We start from the raw sequence: 25,326 nt of genomic DNA, 5'->3' as shown, positions 1-25,326 counted from the left end.
CATCGACATGCCCGCACATGACTTAACCGCACTCAGCACTGCCTGGCCCGCCATCATCGACACGGTGGAACGCGAAACCGGAACAAAGTGCGACCGTTTCCGAAAAGCGGTCTTTCATGACAGAAACTACACGCCCTCCACCGAAAACGTGCCGGTCCAGAATCCACTGTACATGACGGTTCCCGGGATCGAAGCCAAACCATGGTGGTCGATCGAAGACTTTGATGACCCCTACCGGAAACATCTTGGAACCCTGTCCTCGCTGCAGCAGACCTTTGTCGGCGAATTTCAAACCAACGCGCCGCAGATTGATTTCGACGGCCCGGCCCGGACAGGGTATTTCGGGACCAATGCGGGTTGGCGGATTTTCCCGTTCCTCAACGAAGCCTCGGAACCCGTGCCGCTGGCATCGCGCATCTTTCCCGAAACAGCCCGGCTTCTTGGCGACATGCGCGCGGATGACCTTGTTGCAAAATGCCATTTTTCCGTTCTCAAACCCGGCGCCAAAATCGCCGTACATTGCGGGGCGGTGAATTACGAACTGCGCCTGCACTATGGTTTGAACATCCCCAAAGGCGACATTGCGCTCAAGGTCGGCGGCGAGGCGCGACCCTGGCAGAACGGTGTGGCGTCCATCTTTGACGACACCTTCCCGCATGAGGTCTGGAACAACACGGATCAGGATCGCCACATCCTGCATTGCCGCCTTCTGCACCCCGGGCTGAGCGCGGATGAACGCCGCGCGACCTACCGCATCAACGATCTGATGAACACCGTGCTGCAAACCGCCAAGGTCGGCTGAACATAGCCCCCTGCCCTATCCCCGTACCATCCATTTGCGAGGCTTCGATGACATACATGACCAGACCCGAAACGCCGCCACGCCCCGGAACACACCGGTTTTGGGCCGAGGCCCTGCCACACCCCTTGCCCCATCTCAGCCTGCCCGAAGACAAAAGGCGCCCCCCTGTGCTGACGGCGCAATCTGGCGTGTTTCAGCATCGCTTCGCGCCCGCCCTGTCACCGGCGATTTCCCGGCTGTGCACACTGGAACGGCTGAGCGCGGAATCGATCTACACAACCGCAATCGGCTTGGTGCTGCGCCGGTCCCTGATGCGCGACACGGTGATCCTTGGCATTCCGGTATCGCCCGCGCCGGACAGGACACCCCGGGCGCATCTCCCGATTGAACTGTCATTTGACGAAGGGCTCCCGGCGCTCGACAGCCTGCGCGCCGTAGAGACGCAGATCGATCAAACCGCGCATCACGCCGATATCCCATTTGATCAGCTGATCGAATTGACAGGCCAGCTGCCGCACCCGGCACACCACCCGCTGTTTCAGGTTGCTGTCGACTATGACACAGCCCCCCCTGCCCGGGTCAGTCAACAGCCCGGCGGCCATGCGCCGCTTGATCTGTCCATACGGATCGGACGGACGCGGACAGAGATCACCTTCGCGCAAGACCTGTACGAGCCGGACAGCATCGCAAGACTGGCCCGGCGGGTTGAAACGGTGATCAATCAAATCTGCAACAGCCCCGCATCCACCCTGCGCAGCATGTCCATCATCCCGCAGTCCGAACTGGCCGAACTCGCCGCGCTGTACGACGCACCCATCGCGCCAAACGCCTTTGCCTCGATTCCGGAAATGATTGCGGATACGGTGCGCCAACACCCCAATGCACCGGCCATCCGCGACCATGACCAGACGCTCAGCTATCGGCAACTGGATACGCTGTCCGACCGCGCTGCGGCACTTCTGGTGACACAAGGCGTGACCCACGGCAGCAAGATCGGCGTACATCTGTCGCGCACGCCCGAACTCGTGGCCTGGCTGCTTGGCATTCTCAAGATTGGGGCGATCTATGTCCCGATTGATACCAGCTATCCCGCGGACCGGGTGCAAACCCTGCTGGCAGACGCCCCTTGTGCCTTCTGCCTTGTCCAGGCCGGTTGCGCCCCCGTTCTGCCCGATCCGTGCAAGGCCATCGCGGTGGGGCGCACAACGCTGCTTTCCACGCCCGACACCCCGGCCCACGACGCGCGCCCGCCAGCATCCGAGGATACAGCCTACCTGATCTACACCTCCGGATCGACAGGTCGCCCCAAGGGGATTCGCATCAATCATGGCAGTGTCGTCAATCTGCTGGAATGGACACGAAACACGTTTTCCAAGGATGATCTGCGCTGCGTGGCCGCCACCACCTCTCTCAACTTCGACATGTCGATTTTCGAAATTTTCGGCACGCTGGGGGCCGGCGGCATGCTCTTGATGCTCGAAGACGCGCTCGACATCATCGACAGCCCGCTACAGCATCAGATTACCTTGATAGACACGGTTCCGTCCGCCATGTCCGCGCTCTTGCCGCTTGCGCCGGATCTGCTGTCCTGCCGGGTTGTCAATCTTGGCGGCGAAGCCCTGCCCCGCGCCCTGTGCGACCAGATCCACGCGGCGCTGCCCGGCATTCGCCTTTTCAACATGTACGGCCCCTCCGAAACGACGACCTTTTCGACATTCGCTCTGGTGCCCGCAAACAGCAGTGCCGTGCCCAACATCGGCAATCCGCTGCGCAACACCCAACTTCTGATCTTGAACGATGACGGCTCTCTCACCCCGAAAGGAATGATCGGAGAGCTGTTCATCGGCGGCAGTGGCGTCACGCAGGGATATCTGAACCGGTCCGAACTGACGGGTCAGAAATATGTGTCCTGTGCGGCGCTGGGTGCCAAAGGCCAGTTCTTTCGGACCGGGGATCTGGTGTCATGGGGCCATGACGGCGAACTGCGCTATCATGGGCGCATGGACCATCAGGTCAAGATCCGGGGACATCGCGTAGAACTGGGTGAAATCGATGCCGTGCTGACCGCCGCCCCCGGCGTGGAAAAGGCGGTGACCATCGGAACACGTTCCGATTCCCACCACGACATGATGCTGGTGGCATATGTGACAGGAACCGCGCTGCCCGCTGACCTCAAAACCCATCTGGCGCAACGTTTGCCCGGCTTCATGGTGCCCCACCACATCGTCGTTCTGGATGCTTTGCCCTCGAACGCCAATGGCAAACTGGATCGCGCGGCCCTGCCCGATCCCACCCTTGCGCACCGCGCCACCGCAACACCGCACCCCACCCCCTCCGGCGTGGTCGCGGCCCGATCCAACGCTGTTTCCCATCATCGCCAACACGCCTCAGTACAAGGTTAGCGGCTCATGTATCTTTCAAACGAAGGCATCCGGCTCAGCCACAAAAGCGGGCTTCGCACGATCATGGACGACATCGCCACCACTTTGGCGCGGGGGGGAAACACTGGCGCCTACATCAATCTCAGCATCGGAAACCCGGCTGCAATCCCGCAGGTTGAGGCCCGCTGGAACGCGCTCCTGCGACGCGTCGGGCAGTCAGATATCCCGGCCTCCGTCAACTCCTACGGACCCTCCCGCGGAGAAGATGTTCTGATCCGCGAAATCATCCGATATTTTGGCCTGAACTACGGCTGGTCTTTGCAGCCGGAAAACATCGTTGTCGGGCCAGGCAGCCAGTTCCTGTGTTATGCGGCCGGGGTCCTGTTCAGCGGCCCGGACGGACGCAGCGGCGCGCAACGCCCCGTCATCTTGCCGCGCCTTCCCGATTACACCGGCTACGAAGGACTGGGCGTGCCGCAACAGGGGCTGATCGGACTGGCTCCCCGCATCCGCAGGACGGGTGGCCGCGCCTTTCGTTATGAAATGCGGCAGGACGCGCTAGCCGAAATCACCGACGCCGGTCTGCTCGTGGCCTCGACCCCCAGCAATCCGACGTCGCAGGAACTGGCAAACAGCGACATTTGCGCAATTATGGACAGCGCCACCCGTCTTGATGCCACCGTGGTGCTGGATCATGCCTACGGCCAGCCCTTTCCGCGCGTCGCACCATCGACCAACGCACCGCCACTGCACCCACATGTGATCAACTGCTTTTCGCTGTCCAAAGCGGGGCTTCCCGGCGCGCGCATCGCTTTTGCCATCGGTGCCCCTGAACGCATCGATACCATGGCGGCCTTTGTGTCAAACAGCGTCCTTCACGCCAGTCGCACCTCTCAAAACATCGCGGCCATGGCCCTGAAAGACGGGCTTCTGGACGTTATCAGCGCCACTTGTATCGCGCCCCACTACAAATCGGCAGCCGGACAGGCGCTTTGCATCCTCGAACGCTGCCTGCCCCGTGAACTCAACTGGAAAGTGCACAGCACACAGGGCGGCATGTTTCTGTGGCTCTGGATAGACGAGCCTTGGTTTGACGATCTCGAATTTTATCAGCGCGCAAAATCCCAGGGTGTCTTTGTGACGCCCGGACGCTCGTTCTTTCTGTCCCCGGACAAACCCGCACCCTGGATGCGTCAATGCCTGCGCCTCAGCCTGAACCAAAGCCCCGCGCTTTTGGAAGAGGGGCTTCAGCGCCTGGCGGGATGTCTGGAAATGCAGCCCGCGCACTGCGGCTGACGCACCGCGCCCGATGGCCCCCGCCATCCGTGCCGGGGTGCCATTGCAGGCGGGCCATCCGCTCTAGGCCGCGCCGGGGCGGGCGCAAAAGGTCAATACATGGCCCTGCCACCAGGTCGCCCGCACCTGCAATGTCTTTTGCTGCCCCAGGTCCGATGACATCTCTGGCATCAGCTCAAACTGCAGATCGTCGCCAGACACCTCTGCCAGCCGCACCTCATGGAAATCCGCAAACCGCCGGATGGTCGGATAAACCGCCTTGTAGATCGCTTCCTTGGCCGAAAAAATCAGCGTGAAACCCGCCTCGGCCCAGGAGGTCGGTTCGACCAGCGCCAGCTCTTCGGGGCAAAAGATCCGCGGCGCAAGTGTCAAACTGTCCCGGGGCGGGACTGCGGGTTCGATATCGATGCCCAGCCCGTCATATCGATCCGCCGGTCCCGCAACACAGATCACCCGCGCAGGGCTGTGCGTCAAACTGCCGATGATTCCCGTCGGCCAGACCGGCGCACGATCCGGCCCGAATATCGGCCAGTCCGTCTTGTCCAAGGCAAAGGATGTCGGAGATACCTGATCAATCGCGGCCCGGGCACAGGTCCGTCCGGCGCGATATTCGCCCTGTCGCTTGGCCACGGCCCGCTCCAATACCTGCGGCAGGGCGATCCCAAGCCCGGACATGTCGCCCCCGTCCAGCGCCATCCAGCGGGCACAAAGCCCGCCCTGCTCCAGCCAGTGCGGCAAATGGCTGGTATCCGCGTCCGTCATGGGCGTTTCCTCACTTCCAGCAGTTTCGGGGCATCCGCCGAAACACCCCCGTATCACCCTGCCTCAAGGCCCGCGAACGCCCCCGGCTCCATATCCTCCCAAAATGCGACAATGGCCTTCAGGTTTGCCGAAGACGCCCAGCCGTTACGCGCAAAATCCGCGCGGTTGGCCGCATCGCGCACCGTCGCCACGAACAGCCGCTTGTCGGCGTCGCGCTGCGTCGGGCTGCGCCCGGAAACCAGCGCCTGCACACGGGCCAGTTGCGCCGCCCGCACCTCGCGCAAGCGCGACAGCTCCTCGATACGCTCTGGCGTGTCCAGTGGCACCACGGGTGCCAGAGCGGGCGGATCGCGGTAATCCCCCTTCAGCGCGGCGGTCAGATACCGCACCGGGCTTTCGACGCCACTGCGCCCGTCCAGATAATCCAGCTTTTCGCGCACGTAATCCTCGTCGTGTTCGGCAATCCACTGCCGGGCCAGCCGGTCACTGACCCCGACCCCGATCAGCCGCCGGTAAACGACGCCCTGCCGCACACCTTCGCCATCGTCGATGTCCAGCATCGCCAGTTGCGGGTTTTCGCGAATGCGGAACCGCAGTTCCACCACCTGCCGCCCCATCTTGCGAAACTCTGGCTCAAGCAGGATGTTCGACGTCTTGTTGACCTCGGCCACCGCCAGTTTGATCACCTTGGCATTCAGGTGTTTGAAGCTTTCGTAATATTCGCTGCCGTCCACGCCCATCAGGCGACGGAACAGGTCGATCGGCCACCAGCCGGTGCTGCCCGTCCGCACGAACCGATAGCAGTTTTCGTACAGCGCCAGCGCATGGCCGCTGGTGAACCGCCGCTGGATGTTCAGGTTGATCAGCGCGAACACCTTGGGATCATGCAGCTTTTCCGCCAGTGCCGGGGAATAGGCATATTCACAGATCCCGGATTTCAGCTTGGCATAGGACAGCAGCGAACTGACGCCCCATTCCTGCCGTCCCTCCTTGTCCAGCATGTCCCATTCCGCCGTCGTCTCGGCCAGACTGCGCAGCGACTGTTTCAGCGTGTCCATGTCGTTGGAATTATACCCCACCATCAGGCACAGCGTGCGCGCGTCGATCTGGTGCTTGGGTTTGGTGATCAGCGTGTCATACGCATTCAGCAGCAGCACATTGGACAGCTTGCGCTGCAACAGCGTCAGCTTGCCCGACACATGGATCGCCGCCACGTTCTTTTTCACCGACTGCCGCCGAAGCGGCCCTGTCAGCCTGTCCTGCGCAACTCTGTCCTGTGCCATCATCCTGCCCCTGTCTGCCCTTGCGCCCTGCCCGGTGATCCGGGTCTGTCGCGCGTGCCTGCCTTAGTCCATAATGACCGAACAGGCACCCTACGACAATTCTTCTTTGGGGACCCGTCTACGGGGTCAACTCATCCCGTAGACGGGTCCCTTTCGGTGAAACCCGCCTCTGGTACCTGCTGCGGGTGCCCGCAGGACTCTCGGAAAGGACTGAAACAGACTCTGTTTGCCCATCTCGCCCCCCTGCCCCGCACCCGGGTTCCTGTCTTCCCGCGAATCGGAGTCCTTCATCCTGCAAACGGGTCCCCAAAGACCCGAAACCGGGCACCCTTCATCCTGCAAACGTATCCCCAAAGCCATTTAACGTATTGGTAATGCGGCGTTCTCTCGGGCTAAAGTCTCTTAAAGTCTGATAAAGTATAACAACCTTTATGTGTGTCCAATTTCATAGATATACTGGTCAAAGGACGGGTTTCGCGCGCGAAACCGAGTCCCTGCCCCAAACATCTGCGCCCGAAGTTGCCGATTCCCATATCCACAAGGATGTGCGATGATTAGTGCGATAACACGCAAAACATGCGATCTGACACAGGCACCCGAGCATATGGTACGTAAACCCGACACATCCCTGCCCCCCTATTTTAACCTAGATCCCGAACGCGCGTCGACCCGTCTTGGCGATCCGGTGGACACCGCCCGATTCGCCAAGGCCGCCGCCTTTGCCGGTCGCGGCCGCGATGATCTGGCCAAGCGCGGCTACGCCCCCGACGGCCGCAAGCGTCTGCGCAAATTCTCGACATGGGAAATCTGCCGCTACCTGATCCCCGTGGCCCCCGCCCACCTGCGCCGGGTGCTTAACAAATACCCCGACCTGCCCCAGGGCGAAGGCGTCGGCAACGCCCGCTGGTTCACCCTCGAAGACGTGCTGAAACTGCGCGACCACTTTGCCGAGGAAGGCGTCAGCACCAAGGAATACCGCCCCTACCGGCCCAAGGGCCTGCCCGCCAAGGTCGTGGCCGTCGCCAACTTCAAGGGCGGCGTGGGCAAGACCAGCACGGCCGCCCACCTCGCCATGTCCGCCGCGCTCGATGGCTACAAGGTGCTGGTGATCGACCTTGATTCCCAGGGCTCCATGACCTCGATCATGGGTGGTCAGGTGGCGGATGAATGGCAGACCGTCTTCCCCCTGCTGGCCAAGGATTATGCCACCCAACTGGTCGCGGAAAACCGGGTCCGCGAGGCGGCGGGCGACGCCCCCTACCCGCTTGACGAAACCCTGACCGAGGCGCTGAAGGTTTCGCTGCAGGACGTCGTGCAGAAAACCCACTGGCCAAACATCGACCTCGTTGGTGCGCAGCTCAACCTCTACTGGGCCGAATTCCAGATCCCGGTCTGGCGGATGGCTCTGCGCAGCTGGCCGCTTTGGGATGCGCTGACATCCGCGCTGGACGAAGGCGGCGCACTGGACAACTATGACATCATCCTGCTCGATACGCCCCCGGCGCTTGGTTACCTCACCATCAACGCCCTTGCTGCGGCGGATATCCTGCTGGTTCCGCTGGGCGCGTCCTTTCTGGAATTCGACAGCACGGGGCGGTTTTTCGACATGCTCTATTCGACCTTTGCCTCGATCGAGGATGGCGAAAACGCCGGTCGCAAGCGCGCCGGACTGCCCGAGATGAAGTTCGAATGGGACGCCGTGCGCGCCCTGATCACCCGCTTTGACGCCAGCCAGCAGACCGACATGGCCAACGTCATCCAGGCCTATTTCGGTGACATGATGAACGCCTACCGGCAGGAATACACCGCCATGGTGGGGCAGGCGGGGGAAACCGTGTCGGGCATCTACGAGGCGGATTATCGCAACTACAACCGCGAGACCTATACCCGTGGCCGCGAGGCGTTTGACCGCACCTATGCCGAGTTCAAGGAACTGTTGATCGGCGCCTGGTGGCGCGATGAAAAGATGAAGAAGGAGTCGCAGGATGGCGAAGCGCAGACAGCTTGAAGTACCCTCGGCCGAGGCGCTGAAAGAGATTGAGGACGGTTTCGCGCGCGAAACCTCACGCTCGGGAATGCGGCCCCCCATTGCCGATGTGGTGGCCGATGCGGCCCGCAGCGCGGACCCCTTGCCGCCGCTGGCCAGAGAGGAACTCGCCCGTGACAAGGCCGATGCCATGGCCATGCGTGCCGCGCTGGAAAAGGGTCTGGTCATCCAGGAGATCCCGGTTCACGAGGTCATGGCCGACGCCCTGACCCGCGACCGGATGAACCTTGATGACGACGAGATGCAGGAGCTTGTGGATTCGATTTCCCGCAACGGTTTGCGCCTGCCGATCGAAGTTTTCGAGCCGTCCAACCCCGAGGCCGCGGGGCGCTATGCGCTGATATCGGGCTTTCGTCGGCTGGCCGCCTACCGGCAGTTGAACGCGATGACCGGGGGTGAAAAGTTCCGCACCATTCCGGCCTTTGTCCGGGCGCCAACCTCGGTCGCGGCGACGCTGGTGGCGATGATCGAAGAGAACGAAATCCGGGTCGGGCTGAGCCAGTACGAACGCGGCAGGGCGGCGGCTGTGGCGGTGCATGACGGTGTTTTTGCCAGCATCGACGAGGCCGTCAGCGCGCTGTTCCAGAGCGGGTCCAAGGCCAAGCGGTCCAAGATCCGCAGCTTTGCCCTGATCCATGATGAGCTGGGCGACATGCTGCGCCATGCCACCAACCTGACCGAACGCCAGTGTCTGCGGATCGCGACGGCGCTGCGGGCAGGGCAGGGGGATGTGATGCGCGATGCGCTGGACGAGGCCGAAGCGGACAGCCCCGAGGCCGAGTGGACCGTCCTGCTGCCCTTTGTCGAAAGCGCCGAGGGTGCCGCGCCGGACCCGTCCCGGGGTGGGCGGCCGAAGGTGGCGAAAAAGGCCCGGAGCGGGCAGGTCGTGGCGCTGGCCAACGGGGTGTCGATCGAAAAGGTGAGCGGGCCTGAGGGCTATGCGATCCGGTTCCATGGCCGTGCAGTGGATTCCGAAATGGTCGATGCGGTGATGGATCACATCCGCCACCTTCTTGAAGAGATCTGAGGTTTCGCGCGCGAAACCCTGCCGCAGTGGGGCAGGGGAGGGGGGTGAATTTGGTGCGCCAAGTCAGGAGCGGCGACATGAATATTGAGCCATATATCCATTTATCATCAAGTGGATAACCCTGTTTGCGGCCTGCTGTGGCAGTGGCGTTTTTTCAGCCTTGGCGCGGCGCTTCGGAATGGTTCGGACCTTTTGTGCCAGTGCGCTGAGGCACAAGATCCCGAGGTCGCCGCTGTGCACCGCGTGCTTGCAGAGCTGCGCGACGGGCCGTTCGTGACCGCACCGCATGCTGGTGCGGCGGCACTGAAAAGTTGACCGACAGGGGGCAAGAAAACCTGGAAATCTGTCCTCTACGCCACTTCAACCGGCGCGATTTTACGCCAAATTTGCATAACGAACGATCTCATTTCGCGGAAGTCAGCGGATGGCATTTCGTGGCGCGAGAGGTAGAACAGGTTGGCTATCGGATCATGGATCGACAGAAACCGCTGCGCTTGGCAGGGTGATTTGAACCTCTTAGGGCCCCGTTCTCGTCGCCGCGTTGGTTGGTGTGAATTCTCACACCGGTTATTCAAGCCTTTGTGCGACCGATGTTCGACACCGGGCAGAAACTCGCGTTTTGCCGCGCCGTATGACCAAAATGGCATTGCCAAATTGTCTGGCTGGCCTAATCGGGCTATGACGTACTCCATGAAAATACCAACCAGTCTGCCGCGCCTGAAGGGCTTCCGTTTTCCACGTGAGATCATCGCTTACGCGGTGTGGGCTTATCATCGTTTCGCGCTGAGCACGGCTGACGTCGAGGACCTTCTGGCTGAGCGGGGCGTGATTGTCAGCCGGGAAGCCGTCCGGTTATGGGTCAATCGATTTGGTCGGCATTTTGCGAATTTCTTCCGGCGCGATCGTCCTCGTCCCAACGACAAATGGCACCTGGATGAGGTTGTGATCCCGATCCGCGGCAAGAAGCATTGGCTGTGGCGCGCAATTGACGCGAATGGCGAGGTTCTCGATATACTTGTGCATACGCGGAGAAGCGGAAAGGCAGCAAAGCGGTTTTTCAAAGGGCTGATCACTCGGTTCGGCGCGCCGAGGGTCGTGATCACGGATAAATTACGCAGCTACATCAAGCCGATCAAAACGCTGGCACCGGACGCTAACCACCGCGCCCACAAGGGATTGAATAACGCCATTGAAGGATCGCACCGGCCGACCCGCAAGCGGGAGAAGGTATTCGGCCGGTTCAAGTCTCACCGGCAAGCACAGAGATTCCTGACCGCACACGACCCGATCAACCTGATCTTCCGTCCCCGCCGTTACAGACTCACCGCAACATCATACCGCCACGCCCGGGCCGATGCTTTCAGCCTCTGGGCAGATTACACCGCCGAAATGGCGGCGTGATCCGCCGATCACTCCAACCGTAAAAGCTTGAGGCAACAACTTGGCGATGCCACCGGAGCCAATAGTGACAACTCGGTTACTGAATAGCCAAGGTTGTGCCGCGCACCGCGGTTGACCAGCATGAAATTCAGGCTTTGGGCGTCGAAGACGAACACCTAATTGGTCAAGCGTTACACTATCTGCCCCATGCATGACAACGCATCTTCGGCTCGTTTTCGATCAGTGATGTCATGGCGAATGGAGACGAAACCAGCGATTTCATCAGCGTCGCCGCGCAGTGGCAGAATAACGCTGTCGACCCAATAAATGGATCCGTCTTTGGCTCGATTGCATATCTCTCCATACCAAGCCTTCCCCCTGCAAATGGTCTTCCAGAAATCGCTCCAGAATGCGACGTCGTGAGTGCCGGAATTCACAATGTTGTGGAAAGAGCCGATCAACTCGTCTTCACTGAAACCGCTGAGTGCGCAGAAGCCAGAATTCACGCGCTTTATTCTGCCTCTGCAGTCGGTTTCGCTAAAGATCATGTGCTCTTCTATGGCGGCGAGCACCGCTCCAAACTTTGGGGCATTCGCCATCGCTGGCAGAGGGTCCCACAACGCGTCCAGAAAATCTTTGCCAGCTGCAAGCTTCTGGTATTGGTTCCCCATAGTATCCCCGCCAGTGATTCTGAGCCCTTCCAACTTGGCGTCTCTTAGTAAAAAATCTCCTAAGTGGAGTTGATTGGGGTTCAAAAAATGTTCCGGGTGGGCGCAGGCTGTGCAGTCCGGAGGTATCCGCCCACCTATTCCGATAACACCCAGTTACTCCTACCGATTTTATCTGGCCACACAAACCGGGGCATCCGGCCATTTCTTCCGAGAGGTTATGGCGACAATCTCGAGGGAGTGAGCAAAACTTGATGGCCGACGTGGTAGTGTGAGGTTTCGGAACAAGGCGGGACCCACGCTAGTGTCCGAGGGCGTGGTGTAATTTCCGAGTTTCTTGCGGTGTAGGGGGATGGTGGCCACCGAGGTGTATGGTTGGGTGGAGTTTCAACGCTTCAACCACGAACCACACCGAGACCTCGATGACCAAGGCAACAATGGAACTTTCCGAGCTTCTTTCAAAGCACGATCAGGGCGACTTGCCCGTGATTTGCCAGTTTGGCGCGGGTCATCGGGCTGTGCGGGGCCAGCCCGTGGCGGCAAAGCGGCGCGACACCCGGTGCTGCCCCGTCCACGCCCGCCAGAAAATGGCCCGCCTCCGATGCCATACGCATTCCCTACCATCCATGTGTGTCCGGACAAACCGCCGGAAGGGCAGGGGCGTCCGAGCAGTGACGCAGAACGAAGACGAGGCCCGTCAGTTCCTGTGGCTTTTGCCGGACTGTTCTGCCCAACCGAAAGAGATCGGGTCCACACCGATGCGGCGACCGGACGCAGCCAGAATAGCCATTTCTGGAGCGTCGTCCTCTATCGCGCGGGTCCACTCTTTGATCTCGGTCTCGAGTTCATTGACCTCCGCCGATTCCGAATGCGCCGACTTCAGGCTTGTCTTGACCGAGGCGCTGAAACACAGGCCCATATGTGCGCGCTTGGAGCTCAGGCCAATGGCGACATTCACAGGCATGTCAACCAACCCGCTGCCGGATTTTTTCCCTGCGATGCGGGCGGTCACTGCCAGTACATCCAGCGCCAGCATCCATTCGCCGTACTGCGGCTCGCCGTCATCGGCGGTATCATCCGGGTTCACGGGCAGCGATGTCGCGCGCCCACCGGCGCCTATGGCCGCGAGCGCCGCCATGCGAAACGCGCGATTTGCGCGGTTCCGTCCCGCCGTGAAGTGCTTGTAGACATGTCGCTGCGGCGGGACGAGCGTGATCTCGAATGGCGGCAAGGTGTCCGGCGCGCCGCTGATCAATTCGCGCGTCTCAAGCTCTGACCAGGCCCAAGAAAAAAGGCCCGGCGGAATGTCCTGCCAATACTCGCTTCCTTTAAATAGAAGGATTTGAGCGAGTGGAAAGCTGCGGTTGGGCTTCTCATCCAGCGCTTCTTCTTGGCGATATTTCAGACGCATAACCGCCAGGCCCAGCCCCGGCATGGCGCGCACCACGAGCGCGCCGACAGCCCGGCAGGCTGGGTCGATATCACCGGGTTCAGGCGTACCCTTGGGGTTGAGCGCCTTCCAGATGCTATCCGGGTCGGAGGAAAAATCGCTTGAGGCCGCGAGAAAACCCAATTTGGATGTTGGCGCCACCCGTCCGTCGGTCTTTTCGACGTGCTTGCCACGCACAGTCTGGGGAACGCGAAGCAGCTGGGGATCAAGGGAAACTGTCATGCTGATCCGATGTGCTTACATGGCCCGCAGGGCGCTGATGCTGTTATGAAACGGGTTTTCCCATCCGGTCGCGGCATAGAAGAAGGGATCTCCTACCAAGTAGGGGATATAATTCTGCGACGTCATGCCCTGAACCCGCCTCGGGTCCGACCCAGCATCCGAAAGCCGGATATTCGCCGACCCGAAGCCGTTGCAGAAGCCGTGGTTGGACATGCAGATCACGCGTTCCTCGATGCCGATGCTGCGAAATTCGCGCTCCAGCCTGTCGAAATACCGCGACCGTGACTTCAACAGGATCGACGCAACGCGCGCCATGGATTCCGGATCGGAGGCGACGTCGAAAGCCAGATCGGCGATCGACGCGAGATGAAGGTCGATCTTCGTCAGGGCGATCACGATGCGTTTGAGTTGCAACAGCCCCCCCTTGCTTCGCTTGCGTTTGATCACGAAATCCAGAAACGCCATCAGGTGCTTGGTCAGTTCGGTATCGGCGATATCCGTCGCGGGCAGCATGACCACGATGCCGGCGGCGCCGTCTAAGTGTTTTTCGAGTTTCTGCCTGTCCTCGCTGGGCATGGCTGAAGAATCGGAGCCGTACTCTAGCATGATCTCGCCTTTGAAATCCACGCATTCAAAATTGCAGGTGCGCGTTCCCTCAACCATCGGATCGGAGACCCGCAGCCTGTATCGCCACGTATTGAAATCGTCCGTCCCGGACCAGTTTTCCGAATGAACCTCGGCATAATCATCCAGTAGTGTTGCATGCCCGTGGTCGATCAGCTCGACATGTTCAATTGAATCAACGGGGTAGCCGTGTGATCCGACCTGCGACGCATAGTCAATTCTGTGCAGCGCCATGGATTTCCCCCAGCCTGACAGCCCGGCAAGCACCAACTTGGCCTCTTGCGGGAACTCCGGCAGGGCATCGTCACGGATATTTTCTTGCTTAACAATCATATTTTTACTTTAATCGAGTTCAGCCGTCGGTTTCAAAGTGTATTCATTGGCATCTATTCATCCATGACAATACGTTTAACAAAAATCAGACGAAAAAACACGGAGTGGGAGCCTTGGTCATGCCCGGCCAAATGATAAATGTCGTCTGGTATCAATCAGATAGGCTGTACCTCAGTATTGATCGAAGCCTTGTAGGCCTAGCACCTTCGAATTCGGAATTTGCCTTTATCTTCGTCGCGCATTGCGGGCGCGGGCAGCAGATGGTGATGGAAAGCGAGAAACTTATCGGCGCCACGTGCCTGAAATCCGGGCAACATGCAGTTCAGTCAATTCTGGTGATTCCTGCCGCGTGCCAGTATGTCGAGGTCTTGCGGGTTGATTTCGAGCACGAGCAATATGTCCCGCTTCAAATGATCCATCTCAAGTCCGGAGGAATGCCTGCGGCGGAGTCCAATCCGATCCAGGCGATTTTCAAGTTCAATAACAATACACAACCCGCCGGCAAAATAGAGTTTCACGGCTCTCGCGCGGTGCCGGAGATCAAGTCACCCTACATCGCATGGCGGTCCATCCACCGTCAAAACATTGTAGCCAATCCGAACGGTGTCAATATATTTAGCATCGGTACAGGGGCGGTGGATTACCCGACTGCCACGGCATCGCTCAGTGTCGAGCCGCTAGGATTCGAGCGTTGGAGCGAGGATGCGCCGCAACACAGCAGCGTGCAGGCCATCGCGTCGCGCGACCGGGTTCGTTCCGTCGATTTCATCATCTCATGTGCCAGCGAGGACGGAGTGCAGGACGTACTGGAGAACGTCTATCTGATCCACGTGCACAGGATGGCGCAACAGTACCGGGATTGGCTGCCTGAAACTGGCCTGAACGACGAACAGCGCCAAGACCTGTTCCGGGTGTTCGAACGGCGCTTCCTGGAAGTCGTGGCAACATCGGCAGACATTGCTAAGAGCGAGGGGGTGGAAGACGTCAACGATGACATAGAGGCGATGCGTGACACACTTGTCGATAGTCTGGAGAGGATCACGCGGGATGGGCTGCGCTATGAAACGCTTCAGGGCGGGCACGACATGTGGATGTGGGTTGCCGCGCCCATTGACGATTCAACGCTCGAATTGCGCGTCACGAATGTCTCGGTGCAAGATTTTCTCGTGCTTTATGATGCGAAGAGGCGCAGCCTGTCGGTCGTTGGGGATGGGCCGCCGCTGCCTGACGGTTTCGCTGCCTTCCGCGTCGACCATGGCAGTTGCGAGCCGCTCAACATCGGCGAGTTTGACGTGATGGAAACGGTTGCGGAGATTGCCGTCAACGCGGCCCCCAGTTCAGCCAACCGTGCGCGTGAACTGATCCGGCCGCATCCTGCGTTGATACCTTGGTTCGAGGCCAGGAACATCCCCGAGAAGGACCACGACCCGCAGGGCTATGTCATCCTCGAAGCGGAGGTTTACGGCAATCTCGAACCCAGAGTCGCCCCGAAGTGGGAGAACTTTTCAAAGTCTCCGGCAGTCGGCGCGATGCTCGCGCATGTCTTTGAAGCGCCGCCCGCTTCAGGCGAACCTGGCGGGCAAACGGGTTTTGTAGCCGCCGTCCTGAAAGAGCTGGGCGCTCATGTGGAAGACCTGCCGCGCATGCAGGACCAACTGGCCGCGCTGGCGTCCCTGCTGGCCTGCAAGGACGATAAGCATTTTCATAAGGCGGTATCCACGATCGAAGATCTCGATCTGCACCAAGGGCCGCATAACCTTCATGAAGTCATCCGGATTCTCAACGGTGACGAGGTCAAGGCCGAAGGCTCCGAACAGGGCAGCTCTGACATCTACAGCCTGGAAGAATATCGCAAGCGTTACCAGGCAGAGCGCCACGCGCGCAAGGAAGAGGAAAAAACCGCGATCTGGGTACAGGATATCCTGACAAGCACGCATGGCAATTCTGCCGATCCAGCGGACGGCAGTGAAACCGACTTCACGAACCTTGTAAGGACACTGGAGTCGCTGGTCGGGCATGAAAAAATGTCTGCCGAGGACAAGCACATGGTCGAGAAGCTGCTTGCCGAGGTAAAGTCCGAAAAGTTCGCCAAGAGCAAATCCGCCGTCGTCGCCGAGGAAGTGGAGAAGCGGTTCCCGCGTGCGACATACCCCTCTGTCGCAACAGAAGTGCTCAAAGCCGTGCGCGTGGCCCTGATACAGGTCGACGCCAAAGGGCTGGACGAGACCAGGGTCGTGGCGGTGGGGAAGCGGATCTTCGAAGCCTACTATCGCAAGCCCCAATGGCGCGCCAACACGCTGACAGACCGCGCCAAAGTGGCCGGTGAGAAAGTGCATGGCATGATCCTAACCGCCACCTTTGGCGGGCCCGAAGCCATTGATGGCTGGTGGCACGCCCGCTGTGGGATCGAGGCCATCGTCATGGCCGATGATTACGAACGCTGCGCCGCCGCACTCGAGGACGAGAATTTGCCCGAGGTGACTAAAGCCAAGATACTGCGCCGCCTGCATATCTGGCCGGTCGATGCGTCGCGCACCGTCGCTTTCGTGGACGCGGTCTTAAGTGATTGGCGTGCCGCTGCACCCGAGACCGCGCATGTCTGATCACCGGCCTGTGCCAGTCCCGTCCCGTTACCAGACGTGCAGCTGCGCGTTTCGAAGGAAGGATTGAAATCGTGTCAGCCGGATTGACCGCGAAATGGACCATTCCCCTGCAGGAGGATCGCGTCACCGAGAACATCTCCGGCCTGTCCGTCATTGTCGACGAGTGGGGAAAACCCCCGCCTAACCGCATCGTGGTCTACAGCATCAGCGACGGTGCAGGACCAACGAACCTGTCGCTGGTCGCGACGGGATTGCCGGGATGGCTCGCCGTGGAGTTCGGAAAGAACGATGTGCCGATTGGGGATGAGACCTTATGCGAACCGGGTGACATAGTTGGGCTCTTCTTAGTGTTGCGCAGCGAATACGACCACGCTACCATTTCGCAGGATCTCGAAGGCATTGAAGTCAATGTTCAGATCCGGACCGATAATTGCTTCCAAAACCATTACCTGAAGCTTCTAAACATCGAACCGGTGACGAGTACTTTCCCGGATTTGCGCATAGAAAAGCGGCAAAATGAGAAGCCGCTGCAAATCGGCGAGGCCGAGATCCGGGCCGATCAGGAAATCGCAATCGCCACGCTGGAGGTTAAGCAACCTCGACCGAGGCTGGCACATTCAGGTGGTGAACGCAGTGTCACCGTAAGTGCTAAGGTGCAGTGCGCATTCTCCGGTGCCAGCCTGCCGATCAGCGCGCAGATCACCAACAGCAACGGGCATACGGTATCCGATGCCGAACGTGGCATCCCCGACGCCTTCGATGTCGGCAAGACAATGACCTACGACCTGTCGATCCGGGCCTCGGCGATCGACTGGCCCGCGCCGCCCGACAACGTGGATCACGCGGATCTGAAGATCAATTGGATGGTAGCGTTCGAGGATGAGACGCCCGTTTCCGTGATCATTGCCCGCAGGATCACCCTGCGTCAGGGTGAACTGGTTGCGATCCGGTTTGGTGAACCTCCGAGCGTGACCCCGACCATGCTAAAGACGCCACCCGACGTTGACGATCTCTTGCCAGGTCGCGTGAACATGTCGAAACAGGCCCGTGCATTTTCGCTTTCCGTTTGCCAGCTCAGCAGCAAGATCGACACCCTACGCATGCGTTTCCGCCTGTCCGAGGGTGGGCCTGAACTTGAGACCGTAACACCGATAGACATCGACCTATCGGACTTGGCGCCGGGCGAATTCAAGGCCGTGCAGATCGAATTCAAGGCGCAATCCCTAAATGAAGCGCTGTCGCAGGGCAGCGACGAGAATGAGCTGGTGATCGCCCTCCAAGCGGAAAAGCGAGAGGCGCCGGAAGAGAAATTCTTCGGTGCGCTGCATGTCAGCATCACCGCGCACTCTCAGACCAGAGAGGTCATCGGCTGTCTGGATTTCGGGGCATCCTCGTCGGCCTTCTACCTTATGCGGTCTTCCGATGACCGTCGCACACCCTTGGCCCTGGGTGACTTCGCTTTTTCACTGGTCGGCAAGCACGCCGAATCCGTGCCTTCTGCAACCGTGCCCATAGCGCTCTTGCCAATGGCTGTCTCCCTCAACTCCGACGCGCACATGCGCTCGGAAAAAGACCCGTTGTCCCTGGTGCATCCCGACTTCATCGGCACCGAGGAAAGTGCTGTCAGAAAACGTCTGGAATTCGGCGAACGCAGCTACGACGTGTCGATCCCCTGCGTCGACATCGCGGATGCAAGCCGCCATGCGGACCGCACTATTAGGGACCTCAAACGTCGCTTCATATCCCCCGGCACGCTGACCTTGCCGGAAGTGTGGCGCAAGGACGGAAGCTCGGTTTCAAAGATTCGACAAATTGACTTCGACAATCTATTGCATGACGTGTTCAGCGAGTTGGGGTCCTATGTCCTGCCGCGTGCGCTGGTGCAGCCGGGCGGCGACCGCGACCAAGCGGAGGTCTGGCTGGATATGAACCCGTCCAACCTGTCGTTGGTGTTCACTCATCCCTGCGGTCTTGCCGAGGACCGGCTCAACGCGTTCAAATCCGCAGCGCAGCGCTTTGCGAAACATTTCACGGGGCAAGCTGAGGATGACCTGAAATGCCAATTGAAATTCGTCCCCGAGGCACTGGCCGCGGCGTATTATTGCATCGATCAGTATCGCGCCAATGATCCTCAGCGCATTGCGCGAGGGCACAAGACATATGCCTGTCTCGATATCGGCGCTGGTACTCTGGATGCCACCCTTATCACGGTGGAGCACGGTGAAGGCGGCTACGTCAAATCATGGGAAATCGACACGCATTTCGGCGCGCCGGTCGGAGGCCAAGATCTTGACTCGGCCCTTCTCGATGTCGCGCTTTCGACCCTCGATTCCTCGCTTTCGGAAGGCGGCGACCTGTTCGAATCGCATGAATATTTTCCCGATATCGCGGCCGATCCCGCGCGGCGCAAGGCCAAGATGGCGGAACGGATCGACGCCGCGAAAAAAGTCCTTTCCGAAGTCGTTCGCAAACACGCAGCCGAAACGTCAACCGCGTATTCATGGAATTCGACTTCTCTGCCTTCGGCCTTTGACATTGATCTGGCCGAGATTGTGCGCACCAAGATCACCGGTGGGGCTGGCCACTCGCGGAAGTACCTGACGCGATCTGAATGGCCCTGCATTCAGCTCGATCCCACGACAGGTGCAACCCGGCTCTCGATCCCGAAGGACGCGCTGCGCGTGCTGGGCGATTTCGATCTGTCCGACATCGGGCGCACCGACCCGAGATCGGTTGCCGCGCTCCTGGGCCGCGCTGTTCCGGCTATGCTCGCGCGCGAGGCGGAGCGCCGAAACCGAACAAATGTAACATGGTTCGTGACCGGCCGCACCCCGCTGTGGCCGCCGCTGTTCGAAACCATTGCTGAAACGGTCCGGTCGACCGGGGTTGGCGCGCTGGCCGACACCCGACCATTTGGCGCGGCAAAGATGAAAACCGCCGTTGTCGAAGGCGCGATTTCGCTGTCGCAGATCGACCTGGACCTGTCCGACCGCGAAACGCTTCCGCTGGCCTGGGTGCGCCGCGTGTCTGCAATGGTGGATGAGCTTTCGATGCAGAGCATCCTGCGGCTCGAAGAGGTGCGCTATCTCGACACCCTTTTGTCTTCGACGCCCCTGCCCGTGCATGATTGGAGTCTCGCGCACGTCCTTCCGGGATTGCAGGATCATACCAACAGCCCGCAGATCGGCCGAGACCAGATCGAGAAGCTGTTTCGAGAGTTCGATCTGCCAACGGTTCTAAAGTGCGAACCGGTGGCATCCTATGTTGAAAACGCGGTAACCGGTCAGGTTCTCTGCGAAATCCAGGAAAAATCCGACGGTCGCTACATCAAGATCGGCAATCATTCGATCCCCCTCACCACAGGGCGCATCGCATCCCGGAGTTCGGTCCATGCTTGAGTTTTGGACAGAGAACCACATTACCCTGATCGCCGCTGGCGCCGTCCTCGGGCTACTGATCATCGGGGTATTGTTGGTTCGCATTCGCCGGGATGCGCAAGCCATGACAAGCTTCGAGGCGAAGGTCGACACGCTAAAGGCTGAGAACCAGCAGTTCAGAACCGAGTTCGCGAGACTTGTCAACACGGATTCCAATGGCGAGGTGCCTAAGAACATCGCCGAACAGGTACGGGCCAGGTTTGCGTCGGATGCTCAAGGGACGGAACAGGGGCTGCCCATGCCTGCCTTGTGCCGGACGGCCTCCGAAAGCCTGAAGTCCGCTCGGGCCGAGCCCGGCCTGATGTTCAGCGAGAGTGATGCCGCCGACGAAATGCACAGGGCGTCGCTCGTGCTCGACAATATCTCTTCCGGCGAAACGCCGATCCTATCACAGCTGGAATCGGGTGAGCTTGACATCGTGTTCCGCCTGAGCGCCCGGCACCAGACCTATCAGCCTCAGTCAACCATGAGCCCGGTTCTGGCCTATGCCGAGGCCGCGTTGAAGTTGGCATGTTCACGCGAGGGCATCACCATCTGGGTTCCCCCGTTGCTGACCGTGCAACCCAGTGAATCGGTGGCCGAGATTCAACCCGAACCCCAGCTGCGCGACAGCACACTTGTCCGCAGGGCCATCAACCGGCTGCAAATCCCGGACAACGGCGTCTTGATCCTCGATTGCCAGTCCCCAGGGTGGAGCACACGGTCAGAGCAGCGCCCGCCCAAGGTTGTGACACTGGACAGCTCATGGTAAAGCCGATGAAACAGAACCCCCTCAATCGCGGCCAGATTCTGCACTTCAAGTCCCGGGCAGCTGTGGACGAAGGGCTAAATTTCGCACGAAGCGCGATTTTTCAGTCGCAGCCGATGCCGATGAACGGCACCGAACTTGATGAGGACGAGCCTCCTGTCGGCCTGAAGGCGCGGGCGAAAGCCTTATACAGAAAATTGCCGTTCGTGGGCCGAACTCTGAAATCCCTCGATGATATCGTCGCGCGCGAGTATCTCGATGTGCTGGTCGTCGGCGAACGCTCCGGCGGCGGCCGCAGCTTCGAGGTCGTGTATCCCAGCGTCCTGTTGCTCGGTGGCGCGGGCTCGGTGATTGATCCCGGTCTCGCGGATAAGATCGAAATGAAGATTCAACGGACCTTGGAGGCCAGCGCCGACGGCCTGTTCGACCCCGAAGAAGCCATTTCGGTACGGTGTTACGCGTTTCGCGACCGCAACAAGGACGATATCGACATCTTCATCGGACCCTCGGTGTTTGCGCCACGCCAGGGTCAACGGTCGATCGGGAAACTCAGCTTCATCTCGGACAGTGGCGAAGAGGAAGAGCCTCAGCTGCCGGGAAGCCAGACCGCCGGCATCTACAAGAACCAACGCCGGCTTGGGTTCGGCCTAGGCGAGACGCCCTTTCCGTCGGCATTGAGATCGCCCGATTTCAATCATTATGCAGGATATGTCACGCTGTTCGATCAAGGCGCGGCAAACGGCTGGGATACGGCCGTCGACGCACCGTTCGCCCTGCGCCGGCAGCCGTACCAGCGCGGGCAACTGCCTGATTTCCGCAGCACCGAAAGCAAGGACCCCTGGGTCGATCAGGCTTGGGAAATGCAGCATTTCGGCGCGTCGCGCGCTTCCAGCCCAACTCGGGTCGCGCTTACCTTGGATACCCGCCGGTCGCGGCTGTTCTATGACCCGCCCCGGAAGGATTGCCTGCGCGTGACCGGCGTTCATCTGGACCCTGAGGCCTTTGCCCGGCGGCCGCTGCGGGTCTGGTGGAACTTTACCGCCGCGCAACGGGCAAGGTTCTCTGAGATGCAGTGGACCTGGCTTTCCGTGATCTGGGATTTTGAGAAGGAGCGATGCTACGCCTATGATTTCAACGAACCCATCTTGCTGGGGGCCGGTGTCAGCGGGCTGAAGGTCGAGCCAGAGCTTGATGGCAAGGGCGTGGTCCTGTCCCTCGCGGTTGACGACAGGGATACGGCGCGCGGGTTGGGCTACATCCTTCCGCCCACGCGTGACGATGCGCTTGTCTTCACGGAGGAACACGCAACCTCGGAAGGCGGCTTCTGCCTCGATTGGCTGGACAGTCTTGCAACCGTTGAATTCCCGCACCGCAGGATCGGCCTCGCCCGCGCACTGCATGAAGAAGGCGTGGCCTCGGACTTGGTGCGCGCGGACCTGTCGCAAGGGCGAGTGGGTCCGCTTGTCGTCGAGACGGTGGCGTGATGAAGCCGGATCGGATCAGACTTCTCGTTGCCTCCGCAGGCGTGGTGCTCGTGCTGGTCGGCATCGGCGCGTTCAGCTACATCGCCGGCACGTTCAAGCGCAACGCGGAGTGGGTGGGCGCCGCGCAGAGCGTGGGTGCGGCGGCGGTTCCGAAGCTTCTGGAAAACCTTCACGAAGACCTTGTGGACGTCGGCATCATCAAGGCGCGGCGCACGCCAGATAGGCTGTCGATCTGGCATCCGCCCTGTTCCGCGATGGTGCGCGAAGATGCCGGCATTATTGACCCGCCACAAGAACAGCTGCGAAACGCCACTGATCCCCGCGCCCTGCGCAAGAAGCATGCGCGGTTGCTCCGGGTGCTGTGCATCACCGACGTCGGTGAACAGTTGCGCGAGGAGATCGCAAGCTTCAACGCCGGTCAGGCACTGATCGGCATTCGCGACAACCGCGCCGCACGAAGCCAGCCCGTGCTGTGCGAGGATGGCGACGACCCCGGGGCGTTCATTTCCCCGGGATGTCTACCCGGCAAGTGGAACGCGCGGCACAAGGCCAGCGGGGTCCCACTCGATACTGGCGGCCACGCAGCGATTTCGCTGCGCAGCTATGTCGTGCTGGCCAACGCCCAACGGCGGGCGATGGCGGATTGGGTGACGCTGGAGACCGTGGCGCACGGGTCGAACAGCTATATCTTCAAGACCGACCTCGGACCAGTGGCGGGACCGGTCGAGGTTGATGTGATCGGCCGTGTCACCGCCGTCATCATCGACGGTGCTCGTCATGACGTCGATCAGAGCGGTGCGATCATCTCTGGCGGGGCAGGGCAGGGGCTGTCACGCGTCACGGCGGTCTGCGCCGACACGCGCAATACGGAAATCGCCTGCAAGGCCGGGGATGCAGAGCAGGATCGCATCGGCATGCGCTTGTCGCTTCGGGCCGCGCAATCGGCTCAGCCTCAAGACATCGCGGTGGAGATTAAGCCGCAACCGCTGCGGGTGGAGACCCTGCTGCGCAACGCGCGTCGCAGCACAAAGGGGCGCATCGTTGGCAATGGGCTGATCGCGCTCAATTGCACGCTCGCGTGGCCCGCCGAAGCGGCGGGCTTCGGCGAGGGGCCTGTCGCCACCGGCTGCGACGTGGTGTGGAACCGCTCGGGGTCGGGGTCAGGCGGGTCGAGCCGCGAACCCAAGCCCTTCCGCATGATCGCGCGCCAGACCGGGGTCTTCGACTCGAAAGGCGGACTGACCTCCGATGCCTACGCGCTCGGCCTCGCCAATCTGATGGGTTTCGGCATCACCGATCCGGGATCACTGGCGAGCAAACTGGCCAGAACGGCCAACCCCTCGTCGCAGCCTTACCAGCTGACCGTCCGTCCCTCGTTCCAGATGGGTTTGCAAAAGGCGATCCGGGACCAGTGGCCGGGGATCGACAGCCCCCCGGGCAAACGCCGCGCGACCTTTGTCGTACTGGATGCCGAGGGGCCGGACGCCGGCGCGCTGCTGGGCTTTGGGACGATGCCGGGCGCGGCCTATGGCCTGTCGCATTGGGATGTCCTCGCCCTGCAAACCGCCGCCCCGGGAAAGGCCCCAGCACCGGCCCACGCCTGGCGTCGGCACGACCAGCTCTCGACGCCGGGCTCTTCGTTCAAAATGCTGACGGCGCTGGCCGCGATGCAGGCCGTGCTCGACGGCCACCCCGACGCCCGCCAGATCGAAGACCTGCTGCTAGGCAGGTTGAGCGTGAACAAGGCCGAGGCCTTCCTCGGCCTGGGCCGCGGCGGGTTTCATGGCGCGCGCTGCTCGTCGGGAAAAGCCGGCAGGGATTGCTGCGCGCGCCCGCAGATGCGCGATGCCTTCGTCCTGGCCGTTCCGCGCGTCGGCTTGCCACCGCGCTGCATCGGCAATTTCAACGTGGCGACAAACTTGGGAACGTCCTGGAATGCGGGTCCCGGCGTCGTGGGCGCGCTCGACACTTCGTCCAACCTGTTTTTCGCCGGTTTAGCCCTGCGCATGGACCGAGGCGGCCTTGAGGACGCAAACGGGCGTATCCACGACAAGGATGCCCATGATCTCGCCATGGCGCGAATGGCGCGGAAGCTGTTCGGCGACCTGGGGCCGACCCGGCCATCCGAGTTCGACCCGCTGTCGCCCACCTTCACCCTGGACAAGGTGCGCCTGGGGCAAATACCCCGTTGGGCGCCGTCGCCGATCGGGATCGAGGCGACCATCGCAGCCAAGGGCGAGCCGCGGCTGCAACAGCTCGCCTTTTCCGGCATGGGCCAGAACGTGCAGGCGACGCCGCTTGCCATGGCCAGCATCGCAGCCTCGATTGCCACTAACCGGGTAGTGACGCCTTGGGTGCTGAGCCGCGCGGGCGGGGCACCGCCGGCGCGCGGGCCAGAGATGGCGCTTCTCGACATCCCGGTGGGCAAGGACGCGCAGGCTGCCGTCCTGCTGGAAAAGCTGACCGACGGTCTGAACGCATCCGTCTCGAACGCGATGGTTAAGGGCCTCCCGCATCTTCGACCGACGGCGCATTTCAAGACCGGCACCGCTGACCTCGACGGCGATAACCGCAACACGGTCTGGACCGTCGGATTCATCCGGCCGCCGCAAGGTCGAGCCTCTGGCATCGACCAGACCTATGCCATCGCCTGCAACATCGGGCCTGTCAGCGGCACCAGCGCTATCTGCGCCGCCGCGATCCCGAGGATACTGAAGCTTTTGGACGACGGGGTGCATCTGCGTGACAATTAGCCCGGTCCTTCGTTTTCTTGCACCGC

At 60.8% G+C, this 25,326-nt stretch carries 17 protein-coding genes and 1 pseudogene; 11 read left to right on the top strand and 7 right to left on the bottom strand.

Translation table 11 applies throughout. The annotated features are described in order from the left end of the window. Nucleotides 1-7: 7 nt before the first annotated feature. From CHB75_RS17835 to CHB75_RS17825, 3 genes are read left to right on the top strand one after another with little or no spacing between them, the layout of a single operon-like run. Nucleotides 8-802 carry an aspartyl/asparaginyl beta-hydroxylase domain-containing protein gene (locus CHB75_RS17835; RefSeq protein WP_089272987.1) on the top strand — a complete coding sequence of 265 codons (795 nt, stop codon included), beginning with the start codon at nucleotides 8-10 and terminating at the stop codon, nucleotides 800-802. A gap of 47 nt (nucleotides 803-849) precedes the next feature. Continuing rightward, nucleotides 850-3,204 (top strand): non-ribosomal peptide synthetase, encoded by a 2,355-nt coding sequence (locus tag CHB75_RS17830; RefSeq protein ID WP_089272985.1) that lies wholly within the window; start codon nucleotides 850-852, stop codon nucleotides 3,202-3,204. A gap of 6 nt (nucleotides 3,205-3,210) precedes the next feature. Further along, nucleotides 3,211-4,479 carry an aminotransferase class I/II-fold pyridoxal phosphate-dependent enzyme gene (locus CHB75_RS17825; protein ID WP_089272983.1) on the top strand — a complete coding sequence of 423 codons (1,269 nt, stop codon included), beginning with the start codon at nucleotides 3,211-3,213 and terminating at the stop codon, nucleotides 4,477-4,479. Nucleotides 4,480-4,542: 63 nt separating this feature from the next. Here CHB75_RS17825 and CHB75_RS17820 read toward each other — a convergent pair whose 3' ends face one another. Together CHB75_RS17820 and CHB75_RS17815 are read right to left on the bottom strand one after the other, a co-directional pair. Further along, nucleotides 4,543-5,241, bottom strand: a complete 699-nt coding sequence (locus tag CHB75_RS17820; protein WP_089272981.1) for a 4'-phosphopantetheinyl transferase family protein — start codon at nucleotides 5,239-5,241, stop codon at nucleotides 4,543-4,545. Nucleotides 5,242-5,294: 53 nt separating this feature from the next. Next, nucleotides 5,295-6,524, bottom strand: a complete 1,230-nt coding sequence (locus tag CHB75_RS17815) for a replication initiation protein (RefSeq protein ID WP_089272979.1) — start codon at nucleotides 6,522-6,524, stop codon at nucleotides 5,295-5,297. A 604-nt stretch (nucleotides 6,525-7,128) separates the two neighbouring features. Here CHB75_RS17815 and CHB75_RS17810 point away from each other — a divergent pair. Together CHB75_RS17810 and CHB75_RS17805 are read left to right on the top strand one after the other, a co-directional pair. Then, nucleotides 7,129-8,532, top strand: coding sequence for an AAA family ATPase (locus tag CHB75_RS17810; protein WP_089272994.1), 1,404 nt, complete (start codon nucleotides 7,129-7,131; stop codon nucleotides 8,530-8,532). Further along, on the top strand, nucleotides 8,510-9,598 hold the full coding sequence (locus CHB75_RS17805) for a ParB/RepB/Spo0J family partition protein (RefSeq protein WP_089272977.1): 1,089 nt from the start codon (nucleotides 8,510-8,512) through the stop codon (nucleotides 9,596-9,598). The genes CHB75_RS17810 and CHB75_RS17805 overlap by 23 nt, the downstream gene beginning before the upstream one ends. A 419-nt stretch (nucleotides 9,599-10,017) precedes the next feature. Here the strand turns inward: CHB75_RS17805 and CHB75_RS22150 are convergent. Next, a pseudogene (locus tag CHB75_RS22150) lies at nucleotides 10,018-10,233 on the bottom strand (DDE-type integrase/transposase/recombinase); the annotation flags it as partial. A gap of 55 nt (nucleotides 10,234-10,288) precedes the next feature. Between CHB75_RS22150 and CHB75_RS17790 the strand changes: the two are divergent. Then, nucleotides 10,289-10,999, top strand: coding sequence for an IS6 family transposase (locus tag CHB75_RS17790; RefSeq protein WP_089272955.1), 711 nt, complete (start codon nucleotides 10,289-10,291; stop codon nucleotides 10,997-10,999). A gap of 170 nt (nucleotides 11,000-11,169) precedes the next feature. Here the strand turns inward: CHB75_RS17790 and CHB75_RS17785 are convergent, their stop codons facing one another. From CHB75_RS17785 to CHB75_RS17775, 4 genes are all read right to left on the bottom strand, one after another. Further along, nucleotides 11,170-11,733 (bottom strand): PAS domain-containing protein, encoded by a 564-nt coding sequence (locus CHB75_RS17785; RefSeq protein ID WP_089272973.1) that lies wholly within the window; start codon nucleotides 11,731-11,733, stop codon nucleotides 11,170-11,172. Between the two features lie 371 nt (nucleotides 11,734-12,104). Continuing rightward, complete coding sequence (locus CHB75_RS21765) at nucleotides 12,105-12,260, bottom strand: hypothetical protein (RefSeq protein WP_176439188.1); 156 nt, start codon at nucleotides 12,258-12,260, stop codon at nucleotides 12,105-12,107. Between the two features lie 83 nt (nucleotides 12,261-12,343). Then, nucleotides 12,344-13,237: a hypothetical protein gene (locus CHB75_RS17780; RefSeq protein ID WP_141135141.1), complete on the bottom strand. Its 894-nt coding sequence runs from the start codon at nucleotides 13,235-13,237 to the stop codon at nucleotides 12,344-12,346. A gap of 96 nt (nucleotides 13,238-13,333) precedes the next feature. Next, nucleotides 13,334-14,275, bottom strand: coding sequence for a hypothetical protein (locus tag CHB75_RS17775; RefSeq protein ID WP_089272969.1), 942 nt, complete (start codon nucleotides 14,273-14,275; stop codon nucleotides 13,334-13,336). Between the two features lie 119 nt (nucleotides 14,276-14,394). On the opposite strand from CHB75_RS17775, the gene CHB75_RS17770 reads away from it, so the two are divergent. From CHB75_RS17770 to CHB75_RS17750, 5 genes are all read left to right on the top strand, one after another. After that, nucleotides 14,395-16,878, top strand: coding sequence for a hypothetical protein (locus CHB75_RS17770; RefSeq protein WP_141135140.1), 2,484 nt, complete (start codon nucleotides 14,395-14,397; stop codon nucleotides 16,876-16,878). A gap of 71 nt (nucleotides 16,879-16,949) precedes the next feature. Continuing rightward, nucleotides 16,950-20,276, top strand: a complete 3,327-nt coding sequence (locus tag CHB75_RS17765) for an acetate and sugar kinases/Hsc70/actin family protein (protein ID WP_089272965.1) — start codon at nucleotides 16,950-16,952, stop codon at nucleotides 20,274-20,276. Next, a complete protein-coding gene (locus CHB75_RS17760; protein WP_089272963.1) occupies nucleotides 20,269-21,066 on the top strand; it encodes a hypothetical protein in 798 nt (265 codons plus the stop codon). The genes CHB75_RS17765 and CHB75_RS17760 overlap by 8 nt, the downstream gene beginning before the upstream one ends. Continuing rightward, entirely contained in the window at nucleotides 21,060-22,547 is a 1,488-nt protein-coding gene (locus tag CHB75_RS17755) for a hypothetical protein (protein ID WP_089272961.1), read from the top strand. The genes CHB75_RS17760 and CHB75_RS17755 overlap by 7 nt, the downstream gene beginning before the upstream one ends. Then, nucleotides 22,544-25,300 carry a hypothetical protein gene (locus tag CHB75_RS17750; protein WP_176439187.1) on the top strand — a complete coding sequence of 919 codons (2,757 nt, stop codon included), beginning with the start codon at nucleotides 22,544-22,546 and terminating at the stop codon, nucleotides 25,298-25,300. Before CHB75_RS17755 ends, CHB75_RS17750 begins: the two co-directional genes overlap by 4 nt. Nucleotides 25,301-25,326: the final 26 nt, after the last annotated feature.

This window comes from Puniceibacterium sediminis (genome assembly GCF_900188035.1).
GTDB classification, from domain to species: Bacteria; Pseudomonadota; Alphaproteobacteria; order Rhodobacterales; family Rhodobacteraceae; genus Puniceibacterium; species Puniceibacterium sediminis.
This window is presented reverse-complemented; position numbering and strand designations above follow the sequence as displayed.